Source organism: Flavobacterium sp. LK-23 (genome assembly GCF_058135255.1).
On sequence record NZ_JBYUVT010000026.1, the window covers coordinates 26664 to 48796 of the forward strand.

A 22133-nucleotide genomic window follows, 5' to 3' on the forward strand; every position below is an offset into this window, starting at 1 on the left:
AAAATAGTTAATCAAAGGCCTTTTCTAAATTAACCTTGATAGGTTGCAAATTTAACAAAAAATTTCTAATTAGCTTTTAATTTTTTCTAAATCTAATAAAAAACTAAATTCTTTTGCTAAGTCTTTTAAAGCCTCAAAACGTCCCGAAGCCCCGCCATGACCTGCATCCATGTTGGTATCTAAAAACAAAAGTTTATTATTTGTTTTCAAATCTCGCAATTTTGCAACCCATTTAGCTGGCTCCCAATATTGTACCTGCGAATCATGAAGACCAGTAGACACATACATATTAGGATATTCTTGTGCTTTTACGTTATCGTAAGGCGAATACGACAACATATAATCGTAATATTCTTTCTTGTTTGGGTTCCCCCATTCGTCATACTCTCCAGTTGTAAGCGGAATACTGTCGTCCAACATCGTGGTAATTACGTCTACAAAAGGCACCTGAGCGATAACGCCATTATACAATTCAGGAGCTTCATTTACAATCACTCCCATTAAAAGTCCTCCAGCAGATCCTCCCTCAGCATAAAGATGTTCAGGAGAAGTATACTTTTGGTCTATTACAAATTTAGAGCAATCGATGAAATCTGTAAAGGTATTTTTCTTTTTTAACAGTTTTCCGTCTTCATACCATTGTCTTCCTAAGTCCTCGCCTCCTCTGATATGCGCAATAGCATAAACAAATCCGCGGTCTAAAAGCGACAATCTTGTCGAAGAAAAGTACGTATCCATCGTAATTCCGTACGAACCGTATGCGTAAAGCAACAACGGATTTTTACCATTTTTCTCCAATCCTTTTCTGTAAACCATCGAAATAGGCACTTTTACGCCATCTCTGGCTGTTGCCCAAACTCTTTCTTCTATATAATTGTTCTTGTCAAATTTCCCTCCTAAAACCTCTTGTTCTTTCAAGATTTCTTTAGTTTTAGTCTTCATATTAAAATCAATTACAGAAGACGGAGTTGCCAATGATTGATAACTGTAACGCAAAATATCGGTATCAAAATCAACATTGGTTGTCGTGTACGCATTATACGTTTCACTGCCAAAAGGAAGATAATAATCTGGCTCATCGCCCCAAGGCATGATCCTAATATGATTTAATCCGTTAGAACGCTCTTCTATGACCAAATAGTTCTTAAAAATTTCAATATCTTCCAACAAGACATCTTCTCTGTGCGGAATAAGATCTACCCAGTTTTTCTTTCCTGTTTTACCTTCAGGCGTTTTCATCAATTTAAAATTGGTCGCCTTATCTTTATTGGTTAGAATATAAAAAGAATCTTCGTAATGAGAAATACTGTATTCTAACCCGCGTACACGAGGCTGAAAAACTGTAAATTCTCCCTCTGGATTACTTGAGTTTAGAATTCTATATTCCGTCGTTAATGTACTTCCAGAACCAATAACAATATATTTTCTTGATTTTTCTTTACTGATCGACACATTAAAAGTATCATCAATTTCATCAAAAACCAAAACATCATTTTCAGATGCAGTATTTAATTTATGTCTAAAAACCTTATCGGCCCTCAACGTAACTTGATCTTGTCTCACATAAAAAATAGTACTGTTGTCATTTGCCCAAACTGAAGCGCCTGTAACATTTTCTATTTTATCTGCTAAAATTTCACCAGTCTCTAAGTTTTTTATTTGAATCGTATAAATTCTTCTTCCAACAATATCTACTCCAAAACTAGCAAATTTGTTATCTGGACTAATGCTTAAACCACCTAATTTGAAATAAGCGTGTCCTTTTGCCATTTCGTTACAATTAAAAAGAATTTCTTCTTCGGCAGAAAGGCTTCCTTTTTTTCTTGCAAAAATTGGATAATCCTGCCCTGTTTCGAAACGCGTAATATAAAAGTATCCATTATAAAAATAAGGAACAGAAGAGTCGTCTTCTTTAATCCTTGCTTTCATCTCTTCAAACAGACTATCTTTTAAATTTTGGGTGTGAGAAGTCATGCTTTGATAATAAGCATTCTCCTTATTTAGATAATCAATTACTTCAGAATCCTCTCGGTCATTAAGCCAAAAATAGTTGTCAATCCTAGCTTCTTTATGTTTTTTTAATGTCTTTGGAATTATTTTAGCCTTTGGGGCCGATATATCATTTTGCATTTATTGAGCATTAATTTTTAAATATGAAGACGCAAAAATAGCACAAACCCAACAGAACAGAATTAATTTTTTCTTAAATTATTCTATTGAATTCACACAGCAATATAGTAATTTTGTCTGAAATAATTTAAAAAATCAACAAAAATGGATTTAATGGGAATGATGGGCAAACTTAAAGAAACCCAGCAAAAAATTGAAGATACTAAAAAGCGCTTAGATACTGTTTTGATTGATGAACAAAGTGCTGACGGATTATTAAAAGTTACTATCACTGCTAGTAGAAAAATAAAATCGCTTTCTATTGACGATTCTCTTTTAGAAGATAAAGAACAATTGGAAGATTATTTAATAGTAACGTTAAATAAAGCTATAGAAAAAGCAACAAGTGTAAATGAAAGAGAATTAGATGCTGTAGCCAGAATGGATATGCCGTCTATTCCTGGAATGGATAATTTGTTTAAATAAGATTCTAAGAAACTAAGATTCTAAGTTTCTGAGTTTTCCCTATTGAAGACTTAGAATCTTAGAATCTTAAAGATTTAGTAACTTTCTCTAAAACTTCGAAAGCGTATCAATTACATAAGTATGCATTACTTCTTTATAATCTAAATGTGTTACAATACGAAGTTTATTATGTCCTAAAGAACTTATTAATATGTTTTTCTGTTTTAATTTTTCAATCAATAGTTGGTCACTGTAACCTTCTGCAAGAGAAAAAATTAAAATATTCGTTTCTACTGGTTCGATAGATGCAATCCAAGGTTTAGTGCTTAGTATTTTTGCGATTTCTTTTGCTCTGCGGTGATCTTCTGCCAATCTTTCGATATTGTGAGCTAAAGCATATAATCCTGCTGCGGCCAAATAACCAACTTGACGCATTCCTCCGCCTAATATCTTCCTGATTCTCAACGCTCTGTGAATATCAGCTTTACTTCCAAGCAGTACAGAACCAATTGGCGCACCTAAACCTTTAGACAAACAAACTGAAATAGTATCGAAAATAGCACCGAATTCTCTAGGATTCTGTCTTTTAGCCACTAACGCATTCCAAATTCGAGCACCATCTAAGTGAAACTTCAAATTATGAGCATCACAGACTTTTTTTATCTCTCTTAAATCTTCCAATTCATAACAAGCTCCACCACCTTTATTGGTTGTATTTTCTACACAAACCAAACTGGTTAGCGGACTATGATAAAACTCTGGATCGTTTATTGCGGCTTTTACTTGCGCAGCAGTTATCATTCCGCGATTTCCATCCAATAAACAGCAAGAAACACCGCTATTAAAAGAAACTCCTCCACCTTCATAATGATAAACGTGAGCATATTTATCTGCAATTAATTGTTCTCCAGGCTGCGTATGCAGCTTAATTGCAGTCTGGTTTGCCATAGTTCCAGACGGAAAAAAAAGTCCAGCTTCCATACCAAAAAACTCCGCTGTTCTGTTTTCTAATTCAATCACCGTTGGGTCCTGTTTGTATACATCATCGCCGACATGAGCGTTAAACATATACTGAAGCATCTCATAAGTAGGCTTTGTTATGGTATCGCTGATTAAATTTATTTCCATATTCTAAAAACTATATCTTATTTTTGTATGCAAAATTACGTATTACAAATAGTTATTCTTGGCAAGTTTAATAAAATTTAACTCGCTCGTTTCTATAGACCAAATTAACGTAATAATTCTAAAAAACATATAAAAACCTATTAATTAATTTATGACAACAGCCGAACAAGTAAAAGGTATTGTGGAGCGCCTTGGTGCGTTGAGGAGGTATCTTTGACGTCGATGCTAAACTAATCGAGATTGCAAACGAAGAAGAAAAAACTTTTGCTCCTGATTTTTGGAACAATCCAAAAGAAGCAGAGAACATTGTAAAGAACCTTCGAAACAAGAAAAAATGGATTGAAGATTATGACAAAGCGGTATCACTTACAGAAGAATTACAGCTGGCTTATGATTTTTACAAAGAAGGAGAACTTTCTGTAGACGAATTAGATGAACAATATGAAGCGGCACAAGCACATATTGAAAATATCGAGTTCAAAAACATGCTTTCTGATGAAGGCGACAGTTTAAGTGCGGTAGTTCAAATTACTGCAGGAGCTGGTGGAACTGAAAGTTGCGATTGGGCAGGAATGCTGATGCGTATGTATATGATGTGGGGAGAAAGCTATGGTTACAAAATCAAAGAGCTTAACTTTCAAGAAGGCGACGTTGCCGGAATTAAAACCGTAACTTTAGAGTTCGAAGGAGATTACTCTTTCGGGTATTTAAAAGGAGAAAATGGTGTTCACCGTTTGGTTCGTATTTCGCCTTTTGACAGTAACGCAAAACGTCATACTTCTTTCGTATCGGTTTATGTTTATCCATTAGTTGATGATAGTATCGAAATCGACATTAATCCTGCCGATATCGAAATCACAACTTCTCGTTCGAGTGGTGCTGGTGGACAGAATGTAAATAAAGTTGAAACTAAAGTTCAGTTAGTTCACAAACCAACTGGAATTCAGATTCAATGTTCTGAAACGAGATCACAACAAGACAACAGACAGCGCGCCATGCAAATGCTTCGTTCTCAATTGTATGAAATCGAATTAAAGAAACAACAAGCGCAACGTGCTGATATCGAAGCTGGAAAAATGAAAATCGAATGGGGTTCGCAAATTCGTAATTACGTTATGCAACCTTATAAATTAGTAAAAGACGTTCGTACAGGTTACGAAACCAGTGATGTTGACGGTGTAATGAACGGAAATATCGATCCATTTCTTAAAGCCTATCTAATGATGATGGGACAGAAGGAAGAGGAATAATGTTCAGTGTTCAGTATTTTTAGTGTTCAGTCACAGTACACTTGAAACCTTAAACCTTAAACTTTAAAACAAAAAAGTTATGATAAAATGGGCAGATGTAATTCATTTTACAAATAAAGGAAATCCAGCTCCAGACAAAAGAGTGGAGAAAACGGATGAAGAATGGAAACAAATTCTAACTCCAGAAGAATTTCAGGTTACGCGTTTAAAGGGAACTGAAAGATCTTTTAGCTCAGAAATGTGCAGTTTGTTTGAACCTGGAATTTACGAATGTAAATGCTGTGGCACTTTGTTGTTTGATGCCAGCGAAAAGTTCGAATCTGGAACAGGATGGCCATCTTTTACACAACCAGTAAAAGAAAATGCGGTTGGATATCACGCGGATAGATCTCACGGAATGATTCGTGTTGAAGTAACTTGTAATGTTTGCGATTCGCATTTAGGTCACATTTTTCCTGATGGTCCACCTCCAAGTGGTTTACGCTACTGCATTAACGCAGTTTCTTTATCAAAAATCAAAGAATAATACATCAAAAAGCGGTTCATTAAAACGAATCGCTTTTTTTTATTAAACCCTCACTATAAATGATTTAACAAAACAAATGTAAGCGATAACCTAACAATTAAATTATTTATTTTCTATACTAACTTTCCAATTATTCTAAACAAAATACCCAAGCATATATTACTCAGTTTATTAAAAAACCCTCATTAAATTAATACACTGAATGTTAATTTTATAAAAATTACCATCTTATTTTAAACATTTATTAAGAAACGTGAAAAAATAATTAGGTAATTAAAATCTAATTCATTTTATTTGGCAAAAAATAACCCTTTAGTCGATTAAAATTTGTCAATGAGATCCTATTCAATTCAAGAAATTAGCGAAGTTATTAATGGTGTAATTTACGGCAGTACTTCACAAAGCGTAACTGCAACAGAACAATTAGAAAAAGCAACGACTTCGGAAATCTCATTTATCGGAAATAAAAAATACGAAAAATACTGGTCGACATCTAATGCTTCCATTGCAGTTGTAAACGAAGATATTTCAATAGAGCCTGGAGAGAACCGCGCTTTTATAAAAGTAAAAAATGCCGATTTGGCAATGTCACAAATCCTTGCCCTTTTTGCTCCCCCTGCCCCAATCTTTCATAACAACATTCATAAAACAGCCACTATAGACGAAACCGCTATAATTGGTGAAGGCGCTAAAATTGGTGCTGGCTGCTACATTGGTCCAAAAGTTGAAATTGGCGCGAATACGGTAATCTATCCTAATGTGACCATTTTAGACGAGTGTACAATCGGAAGAAACACAACTATCTGGTCTGGAACCGTTATTCGCGAACGTTGCCATATTGGAAGCGAATGTATCATTCACCCAAACGCAACAATTGGCGCAGATGGTTTTGGATTTCGTGCTTGCACTGAAAAAGGTTTGGTAAAAATTCCACAAATTGGAAATGTAATTATTGGAAACGGTGTAGAAATTGGAGCAAATTCTTGTGTTGATCGCGGGAAATTTAGCTCTACAATTCTTGGTGACGGATGCAAAATAGACAATTTAGTTCAGATTGGGCATAACAGCAAATTAGGCAAGTTCTGTATTATGGCCGGAAACAGTGGTCTAGCAGGTTCTGTAACCTTAGGAAACGGAGTTATTATTGGCGGAAGCGCTTCTATAAAAGACCACACTACAATTGGAGATGGTGCCACAATTGGTGCTGGATCTGGTGTTACCGGAGATGTTCCTGCAGGAAAAACAATGCTTGGGTACCCTGCCGTTGAAGCTCGTGATGCTTTAAAACAATGGGCTTTGCTTAAACAAATGGTTTGCATTCCTAAAAAATAAATCAATTCTATTTATAAAAAAACATCCGCAAAAGCGGATGTTTTTTGTTTTACAAAGCTTCATATTCAAAGCCAATAACTTTCATCAGGAAAATTACTTTTTCGATAATATCATCTTTACATTCAAATCTGAGAATATTATCACAATCTTCAAGATCAAAATTCCATTTTGAATCTGGAAACAAACGATTCAGTTTTGGCGTGACTTTCTTCACTTTCGAAATGCTGTCAATATTTGTTTTGAATACAAAAATCATGGTTATTCGTTTTTAATCTTACTTAAAATTTTAGAATCAATATAAAAAGTACCAAAGGGAATTACACAAGCTAAAAGCACTTTCCATGTTGTAGTTGCAAACTTCCAGTTCTGCTCTACTCCAACGCTTATTGTATTAAATACAAAAAGTAGAAATAATGCTCCATGAATGGTTCCTATTGGCCTAGTAAGAAATGGCATTTCAAAAATATATTTCATGGGCATTGCTATAAAAAGCAAAATCAAAAGTGAAGTTCCTTCAAGAAATCCAATAATTCGTAAACGTCCGGTATTGGTCTGAAATAAATTTTTCATAATTATCTAAAATAAGGTCGGTTAGCAAGAGGTGAAAATGGCCACGGAATGGCAATAAAAATGATTACTAAAGCGATAGAAAACCAAATAAGCATGGTTTTAAACTTTTCTTTGTCAGAAAGTTTTCTTTTAGCTAGAGCAGATCCAATTGTTATAAAAATGATCGCTATAAGCATTAATGTAATATGAATAATTCCGAAGAAAGAAGCATCCAGATTTTGAACCGCATCTTTATAATTTCTCCAAAAATATTTCACAATCGGACTTTGCACATATACCAATATGCCAAAAAGAAGCTGAATATGAGCAATTGTGGCTGTCCAGTGTCGGAGGAGATTGTCCTTTTTTGTAAAAGGAAGTTTTTGAGAATAACCTCTGTAAGCAATTAAAATAGAATACAATAAGCTTACTAATACAAGCCACCTCACAAATGAATGGCCTTCTAAAAGTGTTTGATACATTGTTTTTTGATTTAGACAATGCAAATATATTCAAAAACATACCAAATAGTATGTTTTTGAATATTAATTTTATTTCAAACCATTCAAATAAACACTAAGTTCCTTTAAATAAACCAGATAAGAAGAATTATCGTTCTGAAGTTTCCCGAAATTTCGTATTCCCCAATAACCAGATAAGATAAAAAATGCTACTTGTTCGCCAACAACATCTTTGCGAATTAAACCTGCTTCTTTTCCTTTTTCAATTGAATTGATGATGGTTTCCTTCCACAAATCAACCAATTCCGCTAAAGCTTCACTAAATTTAGTATTCCATGGTGTCATTTCCTGAGTAAGATTTCCAACAGGACAGCCATACTTTACTTGCAGAAAAGGATCTTCAAGCAACAAATATGAAATCATATCATAAAAATCTTCAATAGGATTTTGAGAGGCTTCTGTGGGCTTTATGAAATGTTCCTGCATCGTTGGCTTTAGAATTTCTTCAATAATTGCAACTCCCATTTCATCTTTCGTTTTAAAATGGTAGTAGAAAGCACCTTTTGTTACTTGAGTTGTTGCAATAATTTCATCAATACTAGTGGTCTGATACCCTTTGGTATAAATCAATTCAAATGCTTTATGAAGAATTGTTAGTCGTGTATTTGCCGCTTTTGACATAAAAAATACTAATTAGTATGAATAGCAAATTAAAGAAAAATAATTAAGTAATCCTTTTCACCTTACTTTTGAAAAATACAATTAAAAAACATTTGCAAGCTATTTCTTAAATTCGTGAAGCTACTCATTTATTTCAATTGATTTTGTAAATTAGCCAACACTATTTTATCAAATCAATACTACATCATGGATTTAAACTTCAATAAAAACGAAGATCACAATAAATTACTTCTTTCTGAACTAAAACAAAAATTCGCCAAAGTAAAATTAGGCGGAGGCGAAAAAAGAATCGAAAAACTGCATGCTGAAGGTAAAATGACCGCTCGCGAAAGAATTGCTTATTTATTGGATGAAAATTCTAAAAGTATTGAAATTGGAGGGTTTGCTGGAGAAGGAATGTACCCAGAACATGGTGGTTGCCCTTCTGGAGGTGTTGTGGTTAAAATTGGCTACATCAGAGGTAAACAATGTATTGTAGTTGCCAATGATGCAACTGTAAAAGCCGGAGCTTGGTTTCCGATTACTGGAAAGAAAAATCTTCGTGCGCAGGAAATCGCGATGGAAAACCGACTTCCTATAATTTATCTTGTAGACAGCGCAGGAGTTTATCTGCCAATGCAGGATGAAATTTTTCCTGACAAAGAACATTTTGGACGTATTTTTAGAAACAACGCTCAAATGAGCAGCATGGGCATTACTCAAATTGCTGCCGTTATGGGAAGCTGTGTTGCTGGCGGAGCTTATCTCCCAATTATGAGTGACGAAGCCCTAATCGTTGATAAAACAGGAAGTATTTTCCTTGCTGGAAGCTATTTAGTAAAAGCGGCTATTGGAGAAACAATAGACAATGAAACTTTAGGTGGTGCGACAACACATTGCGAAATTTCAGGTGTTACCGATTATAAAGCCAAAGACGATAAAGATGCTTTAGATAAAATCAAAAATATTGTAGATAAAATTGGTGATTTTGATAAAGCAGGCTATAGCCGAATCAAATCGGAAAAACCGGCATTAGAACCAAATGACATTTACGGAATCCTTCCAAAAGCCCGAACCGAACAATACGATATGATGGAAATCATTAAGCGTCTGGTTGATAATTCAGAATTTGAAGCTTACAAAGAAGGTTACGGACAATCTCTCATTACAGGTTATGCCAGAATTGATGGCTGGGCTGTAGGGATTATCGCCAACCAAAGAAAAGTGGTGAAAACCAAAAAAGGAGAAATGCAGTTTGGCGGTGTTATTTATTCTGACAGTGCCGATAAAGCTACTCGTTTTATTGCCAATTGCAACCAGAAAAAAATTCCATTGGTGTTTTTACAAGATGTTACCGGTTTCATGGTAGGTTCAAAATCTGAACATGGCGGAATTATTAAAGACGGTGCCAAAATGGTAAATGCTGTAAGCAATTCAGTTGTTCCAAAATTTACCGTTATTGTCGGAAATTCATACGGAGCAGGAAACTATGCTATGTGTGGAAAAGCTTATGATCCTCGATTAATATTTGCATGGCCAAGCGCAGAACTTGCTGTTATGGGCGGAACTCAAGCTGCAAAAGTATTGGCACAAATTGAAGCTTCTTCGCTTAAAGCAAAAGGAGAGAAAGTCGATGAAGCGAAAGAAACAGAGCTATTCAATAAAATAAAAGCACGTTACGACGAGCAGACTTCTCCTTATTACGCAGCCTCAAGATTGTGGACGGACGCGATCATTGATCCATTAGAAACCCGAAATTGGATTTCAATGGGAATTGAAGCTGCAAACCACGCTCCTATTCAAAAACCATTCAATTTGGGAGTCATTCAAGTTTAGTAATTTAAGAATTCTTAAAGAAACATTAAATTAAAAGCAAGAAGCTTATTTTCAAGATGTTAAAAATAAATATTTAATTAAAAATTAGTAACTTAGTAATGTAATTTTTAATCACACAACATCATGGAAAATGTAAAAAGTTTGAATAAATGGGCAAATTCGCACACTTATTTACCAGTTGATTTAGTACGTATTGTTTTGGGTGGATTTTTATTTATGAAAGGTGTCTCTTTCGTCACCAATATTCAATACCTGCATGATTTGATTTCCCCTATCGATAAGTATGGCGGAGGTATGTTTATGCTACATTACATTGCTCATGCCCACATGATTGGTGGTATAATGATTATTTTTGGACTTTTAACCAGATGGGCAATTGCAGCTCAATTACCAATTTTGTTCGGGGCTGTTCTCATTAACTTTATGGGACAAATGCACTCCGAAAGTTTAGTTTTAGCATTAATCATTTTATTTGTCTGCATCTTTTTCCTATTCTATGGAAGCGGTAAACACTCGGCAGATTACTATTTTAAAATGCAACAATAACTCTTAAGGCCCCATTTTATTGGGGTCTTTTTTTTGAGTGTTAATTAATTCTATAAAATTTCTTTAATTGCGTTTTATGACTTAAATTCGCCGGCATGAATTGGATTCGTAAAACCGTTATTTTCATTACGCTTTTGCTAGCGGGATTGTTTGCTTATCAGGCAGACCAAGCTTCTGCACGCATAATCGAAACAGAAAAATCGGACACCAATTTCTGTAAAGACGTTTTAGATTCGTCTGCATTTATACAACCTCAGGGAAGTTATCATTTTGCGGCAAACATCAAAACAAATCCTAGCGGAATTATTAAATGTTTTGATACGCTATTACCGCTAATTCCACAGCATCAAACCGTTACTTATAACACCGCATACACCAAACTTTTTACCACTCAAAGTAAAAAAGTCTCGGTCATACTTTATGCTTTCCATTTTTTCTGGTAAATAAATACTTGATTTTTCTTTAGAAGATTATTCTTCTAGCACTTAATTAGCCGTTTTCAAACTGAAAACCGCTTTATATCATTTATTTATTTCATTAAAAACATCATGGAAACTACTACCACCATTATGGGTATTGTGATTTTAATTATTGTCGCTATCCCAGTATATTTTTCTGCGCGCTCATCTGCAGCTAGCAAATCAAGAATTTTAAACATCAAGAAAAGATTCAATCCAAATCACCCAGAAGATTTTGACTTGACAGAATCAATCAACAATAAGACTTTAACGATTGATCAGAAAAATAATAAATTCATTTTGATGAATTTCAATCCAAATCAGCAGGAATCAACCTATGTCGACTTAAATACAATTGCTTCCAGCAAATTAATTCCGACAACAGATGCTGGTTCAGATACAATTATCAAAATTGATTTCGAGTTTCAAGAAAAAGAAACATCCAAAAAAATATTAATTCCATTCTATGATTTTGATGATGACCGCATCAAACAGATTAGTGTCTATCAAGATCATCAGTTTGCGAAAAAATGGCTTAAAATCATCCAAGATTCTATATCACGTTAGTTATTTAATTCAGTAAAGAGGCTCAATTTTGGGTCTCTTTTTTTTTACAAGTTATATGATATTTGTCATTTTATGTCTTCGCCTTAAGTTTTAATTTTGATGAAAACTAAATCCGTCGTTATGAAAATTTCTTTGACACAAAAGTACAATGTCCCAGGTCCAAGATATACTAGTTATCCGACAGTTCCATATTGGAACGAAGCTGACTTTACATCAGAAAAATGGATTACTACTTTAAAACAATCATTCTCAGAAAGCAATTCAAAGAACGGAATCAGTTTATACATTCACCTGCCTTTTTGCGAAAGCATGTGCACTTTCTGCGGATGCAACAAACGTATTACTAAAAATCACTCCGTAGAAGAGAAATACATTCAGGCAGTTCTTAAAGAATGGAAAATGTATTGTGATTTACTTCCAGAAAAGCCCGTTATTAAAGAAATACATTTAGGCGGAGGAACTCCAACATTCTTTTCAAAAGAAAATCTGGAGAGCCTTATAAACGGAATTTTTAAAAATGCTGTAAAAGCAGCAAATCACGAATTTAGTTTTGAAGGACACCCAAACAATACAACTTACGAACAGCTTAAAAAACTTTACGAATTAGGCTTTCGCCGAGTAAGTTTTGGAGTTCAAGATTACTCTGCAACTGTTCAAAAAGCTATAAATAGAATTCAGCCATTTCATAATGTTGCCAAAGTAACTTTTTGGGCAAAAGAAATTGGCTACACATCAATTGGACACGATATTATCTTTGGACTTCCGTTTCAAACTATTGAAGATGTAATAGATACAGTTGAAAAAACCAACTCATTAAAACCAGACAGACTAGCATTTTACAGTTATGCACACGTGCCTTGGATAAAAGGGAATGGACAACGAGGTTTTAATGACGAAAATCTGCCTAAAGATTCGGAAAAAAGAAAACTGTATGAAATTGGTAAAAAACTTTTAATTCAAAACGGCTATCATGAAATTGGCATGGACCATTTTGCTTTAACAGATGATAGTTTATACAAAGCCGCACATAATGGAAATCTGCATAGAAATTTCATGGGCTATAGTGCTTCTAAAACGCAGGTTATGATTGGACTTGGCGTATCTTCTATTAGCGACAGCTGGTATAGTTTTGCACAAAACACCAAAAGTCTAGAAGAATATTACGAGATTTTAGAGTCTGACCAACTTCCTGTTGTAAAAGGTCATATTTTGAATCCTGAAGATCTAATCATTAGAAAACACATTCTGAATTTAACCTGTGAATTGGAGACTTCCTGGACTGGTGAATCTCTAAATTTTGCAGAGCTTCCTGAGGTTATAATTGCTTTAAAAGAAATCGAAAACGATAATTTAATTGTTATTGAAAGTAATAAAATCAAAATTACAGAAGAAGGAAGGCCTTTTGTACGTAATATTTGTATGGCTTTTGATTTACATCTAAAAAGAAAGTCACCGGAAACAAATTTGTTTTCGATGACCGTATAAAATCTTTTTAAAATATCTTTTTAATGGCAGTTTGGAGTCTGCTGCACAAATAAACTCATGTTTGAAGGAGAAATATAAGGAATACCTAATCCTAATCCACGAAGGATAAATAAAACTCCAATTATAACGGCTACATAAGGAATTGCCTTTTGAATTTTATTTCGAAATGGCAATTTCAATAATGTATTGACATAGACCACAATAGTCATTAACGGAATTGTTCCGATTCCAAACAAAAGCATATAAAGTACACCAAGACCTGCGCTCTGCATGGCTATTGCTCCAAACAAAGCAACATAAACCATTCCGCAAGGCAAAAATCCGTTTAGAAGACCAATTGTAAAAAGAGATTTATAACTCTTGTTTTTAAACTGACTTCCAAGATTGGCTTTAACTTTTGAAATGATTTTGTATACTGGTTTAGAAAAATTATATTGAGCAAATTTCTTCTCAGGAATCAAAACCACAACAATCATAATTACACCAATAATTATTGACATTTTCTGCTGTAATCCTGCCAGAAAAAAACCTCTTCCGAGCAATCCAAAAATCAGCCCAATTGCTGAATACGCAGATAATCGACCAAAATGATATGTCATAATCTGTGTTACTCTTTTGGCTTCATTTTGCCTATCTACAGGAAGCATCATGGCAATTGGCCCACACATTCCAACACAATGCAGACTACTTATTAAACCTAAAAAGAAAGCTGAGAATAACATTTTGATTTAGTTTACGTAAATGACTTCTTTAGTGAGATATTTTTTTCCTTCATATTGCCATTCCATATTCACATCCCAACGACCCTTTATTAGTTTTTTCTGTGGAATAATAATTTCTGAATTAGTTAAAGCAATTTGAGTATTAAAATCAAATTTTTTGTTTGAAGGTCTATACAATTGAATGTTACCTTTTACCTTATCGCTTTCAAATCCTGCAGGAAAAATTACCGCTACACCATCTTCAGTATATTTTATTGATGGCTTATGCTGTAAATCGTGTGCATTTTGAATCCTTGCCATTTCGTCCTGAAAGTGCGTATCGTGTTTGTAATATTCTTCAACTACCAGATCGTTATCGTATTTAGAATTTGACTGCACTTCAAAAACAAAATATAAAATGAATGTCATAAACAATCCGAATGCAATGACGATTCCAGTTCCCCAATTAAATTTCATAATACTATATTTTTAATTAAAACTACGTGGTCCTAAGAAATTTGTTGTTGTTGTTTCTATGAGTTCAGAACCATTATAAACCCCTATTTTTACTTTTGTTTTATCGCTTTCCAATAAAACTTCATCGATTTCAATGAATAATGTTCCTTGAGAAATTCCTTCTTTTGCAACCTTAAAATGTCTCTTACCAACATTTTTAATTTCTCCCTTCTGATCTATTAATTCAAAATGAATATCGTTGTAATCTTTCATCGTTTTGTTTACAATTTTATAGGTGTAAACGTTACTAATTTTTTCTCCATTATGCTGGAACAACTGACCTGGTAAACGTAAAACTACCGCTTGAACATCCGTTCTTAAAAACAGCATTCCAACAAAAATACTCAATAAAATAAAGAGAACTGCTGTATAACCTTTCATTCTTGCTGTAAACCTAAAAGGTTCTTTTTTGGCAATTTCATCTTCAGAAGCATAACGAATAAGACCTTTTGGCAATCCTACAGATTCCATAATATGATCGCATTCATCAATGCAAGCTGTACAGTTTGTACATTCTAACTGTGTTCCGTTTCTAATGTCAATTCCCATAGGGCAAACATGAACACATTGAAGACAATCAATACAATCTCCTTTTCCTGTTAATGCTCTATCTTCTTTTTTATTGAATTTTGCACGGCCTTCTTCTTTTTCACCTCGTACAAAATCATAAGCAACATTTATAGATTTATTATCTAGAAGAACCCCTTGTAATCTTCCGTACGGGCAAGCAATAATACAAACCTGTTCACGAAACCATACAAAAACAAAATAGAAAACTCCAGTAAATATTAATAATGCTATAAAATTGCTTGCCTGTTTTATCGGGCCTTGCTCAATCATTAAAAATAATGTGTCGCTTCCTACCAAATAAGCAAGAAAGACATTAGCAATAAGGAAAGAAATCAAAAAGAAAACAGTCCACTTAATCAGTCTTTTTCTAATTTTTTCTGCATTCCATTCTTGTTTCGCTAAACGGGTTTGTGCTCCGCGATCTCCATCAATCCAATATTCTATTCGACGGAAAACCAATTCAAGAAAAATAGTCTGCGGACAAATCCATCCACAAAAAATCCTTCCAAAAACAACAGTAAATAAGAGTATAAATACAACGCCGATCAGCATTGAAATTACGAAGAGATAAAAATCCTGTGGCCAAAAAGGGAATCCAAAAATATTAAAGCGACGTTCGATAATATTGAACATCATAAACTGATTCCCATTAACCTTGATAAAAGGATTTATGAATAAAATTGCCAACAAAACATAGCTGACAATTTTTCTATAATCATAAAATTTACCAGACGGTTTTTTAGGAAATATAAATTTTCGTTTTCCACCTTCATCTATTGTTCCAATGGTATCTCTAAAAGCTTCGTCTGGTAAATTTGACATGATATTCTAATTATTTTTTAACTTGTGTGGTATCTTTTGGTGCTGCAGCGGCCGCATCTGTTTTGGGAGCACTATCATCTACCCAAACTTCTCCTTCAGCTTCTTTTGGATCTTTAGGATTACTTCCTTGTAAAGAAAGAATATAACTTGCTACTTTTTGTATTTCTTTTGGTTTAAGGGTTCCTTTCCAAGCAATCATCCCTTTTCCATCTCTACCACCATTTGTAATCGTATGGAATAGGTTTTTAATTCCTCCTCCTAAAATCCATTTATCATCTGTAAGGTTAGGCCCGATTTGACCACCTCCATCTGCACGGTGGCATGCGGCACAATTGGTTGTAAAGATTGTTTTACCTTCATCCAAACTTGGTGCATCAGTTAGTAAAACAACCGTTTTTTCATCCATTAAATCTGGTGCTGTTTTCATGTATTCTGCAACATCAATCTTTGCTTGAGCTAATTCTTTTTTCAGCTCCATTTCTTGATCATCGGCTCCTAAAACATCGTAACGAACTACATAGATTACTCCAAAAATGATACAGATGTAGAATAAATATACCCACCATGGCGGTAAATTATTATCTAATTCTTTGATTCCGTCATAATCATGATCCATCAATAAATCAGCTTCTTTCTCAATCGGTTCTGTTTGAGTCAATTTATGCATAAGGTTTTTAAACCAAGTGCTTTCTTTGAAGCTTAAACTTTCTTCAAGTTCTTTTTGCGCTTTTTCTTCTGGTGACAGCAATTGATACATCACTCGATTTACAGCACTAAGCGTAATTTCGATTGCAATCAGAATAAATAAAAAGACGAATAAAAAGAGTGCTACCATTGGGAACTTTACAAAAGCGGGCTTATCGCCTGAGTCTATAAAATATTCCATCAAAGCAAATACGATGAAGAAAATCAACGGTACTCTAACATATACTGGGAAAAACTTTTTCATTTTTATCTATCTTTTGTAATTACACTAAGTCCTTCATCTAAAGGTATATTACTCATTTCTTGAATTTTTTCTTTTCTATAAGAGAATACCCAAACGCCTAATCCTACAAAGAATAAGAAGAAAATTAAGAGGGAAATAATCGGGTAAACTTCTATACCCGATATTGTTTCCATATTGTGTTTTATTTGTTCAAACATAATGCTGTTATTTTGAAGTTTCTTTTACTTTAATATCAGTACCAAGTCTTTGAATATAAGCGATCAAAGCAACGATTTCTCTTTCGTTCATCGGAATGAATTTCTCGCCTTTTGCTTCAGCTTTTTTGCGGCTGTCTTCGTAACTCTTAACGAAATCAGGATCACTTTCTAAGTTTTTTTCTATCTTAACAGCCTGCTCTCTTAAAGTTCTTTGTGCATTAGCAACTTCTTCTGGAGTATATGGCACCCCTAAAGAAATCATAGCTTGCATTTTCTTCTGAGTCAATGAAGTATCCATTGGTTTATTATCAAACAGCCATTTATATCCTGGCATAATTGAACCTGCAGATGTACTTTGTGGATTCCACATGTGGTTAAAATGCCAATTGTCATTATACTTACCACCTACTCTTAACAAATCTGGTCCAGTACGTTTTGATCCCCATAAGAATGGATGGTCGTAAACAAACTCACCCGCTTTTGACTGAACTCCATAACGTTCAACCTCACTTCTAAATGGACGAACGGACTGAGAGTGACATCCAACACAACCTTCTCTAATATATAAATCACGTCCTTCAAGCTCTAACGGCGTATATGGTTTTACACTTGAAATAGTTGGAATATTTGATTTTACCATTATTGTTGGAACAATCTGAATAATACCTCCAATTAAAATTGCAATAGTTGCTAAAATGGTTAACTGGATTGGTTTTCTTTCTAACCATGAGTGGAATTTCTCTCCACTTAATCTACTGCTTTTTATTGTTTGCAAAGCTGGAGCCTGAGCCAATTCATCTTCAATTGTATTACCAGCTTTTACAGTCATAATAATATTATAAACCAAGGTCAGCATACCTATTAGATACAAACTACCTCCAATAGCTCTCATCCAATACATTGGCATAATAGCCGTTACGGTTTCAAGGAAGTTACCATAAGTTAAAGTACCATCTGGATTAAATTGTTTCCACATTGATGCTTGTTGGAAACCAGCCACATATAACGGAATTGTATACACAATAATACCTAAAGTCCCAATCCAGAAATGGAAGTTTGCTAATTTCTTAGAGAATAGCTCTGACTTTGTCATTCTTGGAATCAGCCAATAGATAATACCAAATGACATGAAACCATTCCAAGCTAAAGCCCCTACGTGTACGTGTGCTACGATCCAGTCCGTATAATGCGCAATAGCATTTACGTTTTTTAAAGATAACATCGGACCTTCAAAAGTTGCCATACCGTAACCTGTAATTGCCACTACGAAGAATTTTAAAACGGGTTCTTCACGAACTTTATCCCAAGCTCCTCTTAATGTAAGAAGACCATTGATCATACCCCCCCAAGATGGCGCAATTAACATTACTGAGAATGCAACCCCAAGATTCTGAGCCCAGTTTGGCAATGCAGAATATAATAAGTGGTGAGGTCCTGCCCATATATAGATAAAGATTAAAGACCAAAAGTGAATAATAGATAATCTATAAGAATAAACAGGTCTGTTTGCAATTTTTGGAACGAAATAGTACATTAATCCCAAGAACGGAGTTGTAAGGAAGAATGCTACCGCATTATGCCCGTACCACCATTGCACAAGCGCATCCTGAACACCTGCATATACAGAGTAGCTTTTTAAAGCTGAAACCGGAATTTCTATATTATTAAAGATATGAAGTACTGCTACCGTTACAAATGTTGCTAAATAAAACCAGATTGCAACATACAAGTGACGCTCTCTACGACGCAGCATGGTTCCAATCATATTAATTCCCATTACAACCCAAATTAAAGCGATTGCAATGTCAATTGGCCACTCTAGCTCTGCATATTCTTTAGAAGAAGTATAACCTAACGGAAGTGTAATTGCGGCTGCTACAATAATTAACTGCCATCCCCAGAAATGAAGGTTACTTAAAAAATCACTAAACATTCTGGCTTTTAGCAATCTTTGTAGCGAGTAGTACATACCAGCAAAGAAAGCATTACCCACAAAGGCAAAAATAACTGCATTGGTGTGTAACGGTCTCAAACGGCCGTAACTAAGCCACGAAATCCCATCTGTAATGTTGGGAAAAAGGTACATTACCGCAAGGGTAAGTCCCACTAACATACCCACAACACCAAATAGTATTGTGGCGTAAATGAATTTTTTTACAATTTTGTTGTCGTAATAAAACTGTTCCATTTCCATAATTATACTTGTTTTTCTTCGATTGGTGAATTATTATTTTGGGAATTAATTTTGGTTTCGTCATCAAAAAGAATTCTGACTGAAGGGGTATAATCATCATCGTACTGTCCAGACTTGACAGCTGCGATAAAGGCAACAAAGAAACAGATTGCCACAAAAATACTTACTGAAATTAATAGATAAATAACACTCATACCTTAGATTTATATTAACAAAATTACTTCGTTAAGGGCGTATAAAATATGATAATTATCATAAACAAAAAGATTGTTAAATTTATAAAAAAAATCTTATAATACAAATTATAGTTATTATAAATTTCTGCTACTGAAATAGTTAGACATTAAAGTTACAAAACTCACAATAGTAATTGTACTCAATGGCATAATGATAGCAGCAACTAACGGAAGTAGGTTTCCTGTAACTGCAAATGCAAGTCCAACAACGTTGTAAAGCAAGGAAAGTCCGAAACTCATTTTAATAATAGAAATCGCTTTATGTGAGAGCTTTAAAAAGTAGTTCAAACGTGAAAATTCTGTTGCATCAAGAATTGCATCGCATGCAGGCGAAAAGACATTTACATTCTCTGAAATAGAAATCCCGACGTTGCTTTGCGCCAGCGCTCCTGCATCATTCAGCCCGTCGCCAACCATCATTACATTTTGCCCTTTTTCTTGAAGTTTCTTTATGTATTCTAGTTTTTGTTCTGGTTTCTGATTAAAAATCAGCTCAGTTCCTTTTGGAAGAATCGCTTCCAAATTAGCTCTCTCACCATCATTATCTCCAGAAAGCACTTTGATTTTATAAGCTTTACTCAGATCTTCAAAAAGTTTTTCTAAACCTTCACGATATTGATTTTGAAAAGTAAATTTCCCCAAATAAACCTCTCCTATTTTGATATGCAACGCTGTTTTTTCAATTTCCGAACCATCTGCAACTATATCATGTACAAATTGTCCTGAACCAATTTTAATTTCTTTATTCTCAACAATTGCCAAAATTCCTTTTCCTGTAATCTCTTGAAATTCTTCTACAGCGACACGTTTAGCTTCTGGCAGAAAATCATACAGCATTCTGCTTAATGGATGATTTGATCCTCGTAATACATTTTTAATCCATACAATATCTGAATCCGAAATAGCATTTCCTTCATACATTATATTCGATTTTTTATTCGTTGTAATTGTTCCTGTTTTATCAAAAACAATCGTATCCACCTTAGCAAGTTGTTCGATTACAATCGCGTTTTTCAGATAAAATTTCTTTTTCCCTAAAATTCGTAATATGTTTCCAAAAGTAAACGGAGCTGTAAGAGCCAATGCGCAAGGGCAAGCCACAATTAATACGGCCGTAAAAACATTAAAAGCAGTATTGGCATCAATAAAAATCCAATAACCAAAACCACCAAATGCAATTAGTAATAAAATAGGGGTAAAATATCGGCTTATTGCATCTGTTATGGTTTTGTGTTTCTGATCTACTTTTTTCTGAAAAATTTCGTTACTCCATAACTGAGTCAGATAACTTTGCGAAACAGAATGCAATACTTCCATTTCTATTACTTTTCCAATCTGTTTTCCTCCTGCAAATATTTTATCTCCAGACTTTTTAGTAATTGGCACTGCTTCTCCTGTAACAAAACTATAATCTATCTCTGCGCTTTCGCTAATTAAAATTCCGTCAACCGGTATAAGCTCCTGATTTCGAATTAATAATCGATCTCCTTTTAATACATCATAAATAGCGACATTATCTTCGGTAGCATCTTTATTAATTTTAGTAACAGCAATTGGGAAATACGATTTAAAATCTCTTTCGAAACTTAAAAAACTATACGTTTTAATTTGAAACATTTTGCCAAGGAGCATAAAAAATACTAAACTGGCCAAACTGTCAAAAAATCCCGGACCATGGTCCATTAACATATCGTATGTACTGCGAATAAACATTACAATAATTCCTAAAGCGATCGGAATATCAATGTTAAGCATTCTAGTTCTAATGCTGTGATAGGCAGAAATATAATACCCGCTTGCCGAATACAAGAAACTTGGTAATGCTAAAAGAAAAATCAGTAATCTGAAAAACGGTTTGTAACTATCCAACCAGAATTCTTTCATTTCGAAATATTCTGGAAATGAAAGCAGCATTATATTTCCAAAACAAAAAAAAGCTACACCTAGCTTATAAGTTAAACTCCTGTCTACCTTTGCTTTTGCTGTTCCGTAATTTTCTAAACTTATATAAGGTTCGTAACCAATAGAACTTAAGCGATAAACAATTTCTTTTAAAGAAACGAGGTCTGAATTAAACGTAATTCTAACTTTCTTTTCGTGAAAGTTAACTTGAGAAGTACTAATTCCTGGCTGAAGACGATTTAGGTTTTCTAAAATCCAAATACAAGAACTGCAATGGATATGCGGAATATTGAGCGAAACAATCGAAGTGTTTCCTTCCTGAAATTCCAAAACCTTTGCTAGTATGGTTTCATTTTCTAAAAAATCATATTTCCCTTTGATGTCTTGCGGAGTGGCGCCTGGAGACTTTTCAAAATCATAATAAGATGTTAGGTCATTGATGCTGAAAATTTCGTAAACTGTTTTACAGCCTGTGCAACAAAACTTTTTATCATCAAAATCAATTTCTTCATTTTGTTCAATAGTTAAACCACAATGAAAACAACTTTGCTCCCTCATAAACTTGTTTTTATTTGTTGCAAATTTCCAATTAAAGCATAATTTTTAAGATGACAATTATCATGTTATTTTGAAATCGGATTCCTAAATTTATAAAATAAAAAGCTCAAACGAGA

Annotated in this window: 23 protein-coding genes; 9 read left to right on the forward strand and 14 right to left on the reverse strand. The window is 34.1% G+C overall.

Features of this window, described 5'->3' with window-relative positions:
* Window positions 1–69: 69 nt before the first annotated feature.
* Window positions 70–2130, reverse strand: coding sequence for a S9 family peptidase (locus AC3Y25_RS22980; protein WP_489904367.1), 2061 nt, complete (start codon window positions 2128–2130; stop codon window positions 70–72).
* A 144-nt stretch (window positions 2131–2274) separates the two neighbouring features.
* Here AC3Y25_RS22980 and AC3Y25_RS22985 point away from each other — a divergent pair, with 144 nt between their 5' ends.
* Window positions 2275–2595, forward strand: coding sequence for a YbaB/EbfC family nucleoid-associated protein (locus AC3Y25_RS22985; RefSeq protein WP_008462685.1), 321 nt, complete (start codon window positions 2275–2277; stop codon window positions 2593–2595).
* An 87-nt stretch (window positions 2596–2682) separates the two neighbouring features.
* Here AC3Y25_RS22985 and AC3Y25_RS22990 read toward each other — a convergent pair whose 3' ends face one another.
* Window positions 2683–3702 carry a threonine aldolase family protein gene (locus tag AC3Y25_RS22990; protein ID WP_427872990.1) on the reverse strand — a complete coding sequence of 340 codons (1020 nt, stop codon included), beginning with the start codon at window positions 3700–3702 and terminating at the stop codon, window positions 2683–2685.
* Window positions 3703–3853: 151 nt separating this feature from the next.
* Between AC3Y25_RS22990 and prfB the strand changes: the two genes are divergently transcribed.
* From prfB to lpxD, 3 genes are all read left to right on the forward strand, one after another.
* A protein-coding gene (gene prfB / locus AC3Y25_RS22995; protein WP_111424189.1) for a peptide chain release factor 2 occupies window positions 3854–4952 on the forward strand; the annotation gives its coding sequence in 2 pieces (ribosomal slippage) (window positions 3854–3916 and window positions 3918–4952; 1098 coding nt in all).
* 79 nt (window positions 4953–5031) lie between these two features.
* Window positions 5032–5478, forward strand: coding sequence for a peptide-methionine (R)-S-oxide reductase MsrB (msrB, locus tag AC3Y25_RS23000; protein WP_202001105.1), 447 nt, complete (start codon window positions 5032–5034; stop codon window positions 5476–5478).
* A 333-nt stretch (window positions 5479–5811) separates the two neighbouring features.
* A complete protein-coding gene (lpxD, locus tag AC3Y25_RS23005) occupies window positions 5812–6810 on the forward strand; it encodes a UDP-3-O-(3-hydroxymyristoyl)glucosamine N-acyltransferase (RefSeq protein WP_489904368.1) in 999 nt (332 codons plus the stop codon).
* 49 nt (window positions 6811–6859) lie between these two features.
* On the opposite strand, the gene AC3Y25_RS23010 is transcribed toward lpxD, so the two are convergent.
* The 4 genes from AC3Y25_RS23010 to AC3Y25_RS23025 all read right to left on the reverse strand — a co-directional run bounded on the left by AC3Y25_RS23010 (window position 6860) and on the right by AC3Y25_RS23025 (window position 8501).
* On the reverse strand, window positions 6860–7066 hold the full coding sequence (locus tag AC3Y25_RS23010) for a hypothetical protein (RefSeq protein WP_489904369.1): 207 nt from the start codon (window positions 7064–7066) through the stop codon (window positions 6860–6862).
* Window positions 7067–7068: 2 nt separating this feature from the next.
* Window positions 7069–7380: a DUF3817 domain-containing protein gene (locus AC3Y25_RS23015; RefSeq protein WP_489904370.1), complete on the reverse strand. Its 312-nt coding sequence runs from the start codon at window positions 7378–7380 to the stop codon at window positions 7069–7071.
* 2 nt (window positions 7381–7382) lie between these two features.
* On the reverse strand, window positions 7383–7841 hold the full coding sequence (locus AC3Y25_RS23020) for a hypothetical protein (RefSeq protein WP_489904371.1): 459 nt from the start codon (window positions 7839–7841) through the stop codon (window positions 7383–7385).
* A gap of 69 nt (window positions 7842–7910) precedes the next feature.
* Entirely contained in the window at window positions 7911–8501 is a 591-nt protein-coding gene (locus AC3Y25_RS23025; RefSeq protein WP_489904372.1) for a TetR/AcrR family transcriptional regulator, read from the reverse strand.
* Between the two features lie 186 nt (window positions 8502–8687).
* Between AC3Y25_RS23025 and AC3Y25_RS23030 the strand changes: the two genes are divergently transcribed.
* The 5 genes from AC3Y25_RS23030 (at window position 8688) to hemN (ending at window position 13372) form a co-directional block, all read left to right on the forward strand.
* Window positions 8688–10316 carry an acyl-CoA carboxylase subunit beta gene (locus AC3Y25_RS23030; RefSeq protein WP_427872982.1) on the forward strand — a complete coding sequence of 543 codons (1629 nt, stop codon included), beginning with the start codon at window positions 8688–8690 and terminating at the stop codon, window positions 10314–10316.
* 123 nt (window positions 10317–10439) lie between these two features.
* Entirely contained in the window at window positions 10440–10862 is a 423-nt protein-coding gene (locus tag AC3Y25_RS23035) for a DoxX family protein (RefSeq protein ID WP_489904373.1), read from the forward strand.
* 95 nt (window positions 10863–10957) lie between these two features.
* Window positions 10958–11305: a hypothetical protein gene (locus tag AC3Y25_RS23040; protein ID WP_489904374.1), complete on the forward strand. Its 348-nt coding sequence runs from the start codon at window positions 10958–10960 to the stop codon at window positions 11303–11305.
* Between the two features lie 105 nt (window positions 11306–11410).
* The gene (locus tag AC3Y25_RS23045) at window positions 11411–11887 is read left to right on the forward strand and encodes a hypothetical protein (RefSeq protein WP_095930909.1); all 477 of its coding nucleotides are present in this window, start codon (window positions 11411–11413) and stop codon (window positions 11885–11887) included.
* A 120-nt stretch (window positions 11888–12007) separates the two neighbouring features.
* Window positions 12008–13372 carry an oxygen-independent coproporphyrinogen III oxidase gene (hemN, locus tag AC3Y25_RS23050; RefSeq protein WP_489904375.1) on the forward strand — a complete coding sequence of 455 codons (1365 nt, stop codon included), beginning with the start codon at window positions 12008–12010 and terminating at the stop codon, window positions 13370–13372.
* Window positions 13373–13392: 20 nt separating this feature from the next.
* On the opposite strand, the gene AC3Y25_RS23055 is transcribed toward hemN, so the two are convergent.
* The 8 genes from AC3Y25_RS23055 to AC3Y25_RS23090 form a co-directional block, all read right to left on the reverse strand.
* Window positions 13393–14094 carry a sulfite exporter TauE/SafE family protein gene (locus tag AC3Y25_RS23055; RefSeq protein WP_489904376.1) on the reverse strand — a complete coding sequence of 234 codons (702 nt, stop codon included), beginning with the start codon at window positions 14092–14094 and terminating at the stop codon, window positions 13393–13395.
* Window positions 14095–14100: 6 nt separating this feature from the next.
* Window positions 14101–14550, reverse strand: a complete 450-nt coding sequence (locus AC3Y25_RS23060; protein ID WP_489904377.1) for a FixH family protein — start codon at window positions 14548–14550, stop codon at window positions 14101–14103.
* 12 nt (window positions 14551–14562) lie between these two features.
* A complete protein-coding gene (gene ccoG / locus AC3Y25_RS23065) occupies window positions 14563–15981 on the reverse strand; it encodes a cytochrome c oxidase accessory protein CcoG (RefSeq protein ID WP_489904378.1) in 1419 nt (472 codons plus the stop codon).
* A gap of 10 nt (window positions 15982–15991) precedes the next feature.
* Window positions 15992–16930, reverse strand: coding sequence for a cbb3-type cytochrome c oxidase N-terminal domain-containing protein (locus AC3Y25_RS23070; RefSeq protein ID WP_489904379.1), 939 nt, complete (start codon window positions 16928–16930; stop codon window positions 15992–15994).
* Between the two features lie 2 nt (window positions 16931–16932).
* Entirely contained in the window at window positions 16933–17127 is a 195-nt protein-coding gene (locus AC3Y25_RS23075; RefSeq protein WP_095930915.1) for a cbb3-type cytochrome oxidase subunit 3, read from the reverse strand.
* 7 nt (window positions 17128–17134) lie between these two features.
* Window positions 17135–19321 (reverse strand): cytochrome-c oxidase, cbb3-type subunit I, encoded by a 2187-nt coding sequence (gene ccoN, locus AC3Y25_RS23080; protein WP_489904380.1) that lies wholly within the window; start codon window positions 19319–19321, stop codon window positions 17135–17137.
* 2 nt (window positions 19322–19323) lie between these two features.
* Window positions 19324–19515, reverse strand: coding sequence for a cbb3-type cytochrome oxidase assembly protein CcoS (ccoS, locus tag AC3Y25_RS23085; RefSeq protein ID WP_427872970.1), 192 nt, complete (start codon window positions 19513–19515; stop codon window positions 19324–19326).
* Between the two features lie 117 nt (window positions 19516–19632).
* Window positions 19633–22017 (reverse strand): heavy metal translocating P-type ATPase, encoded by a 2385-nt coding sequence (locus AC3Y25_RS23090; protein WP_489904381.1) that lies wholly within the window; start codon window positions 22015–22017, stop codon window positions 19633–19635.
* Between the last annotated feature and the right edge of the window lie 116 nt (window positions 22018–22133).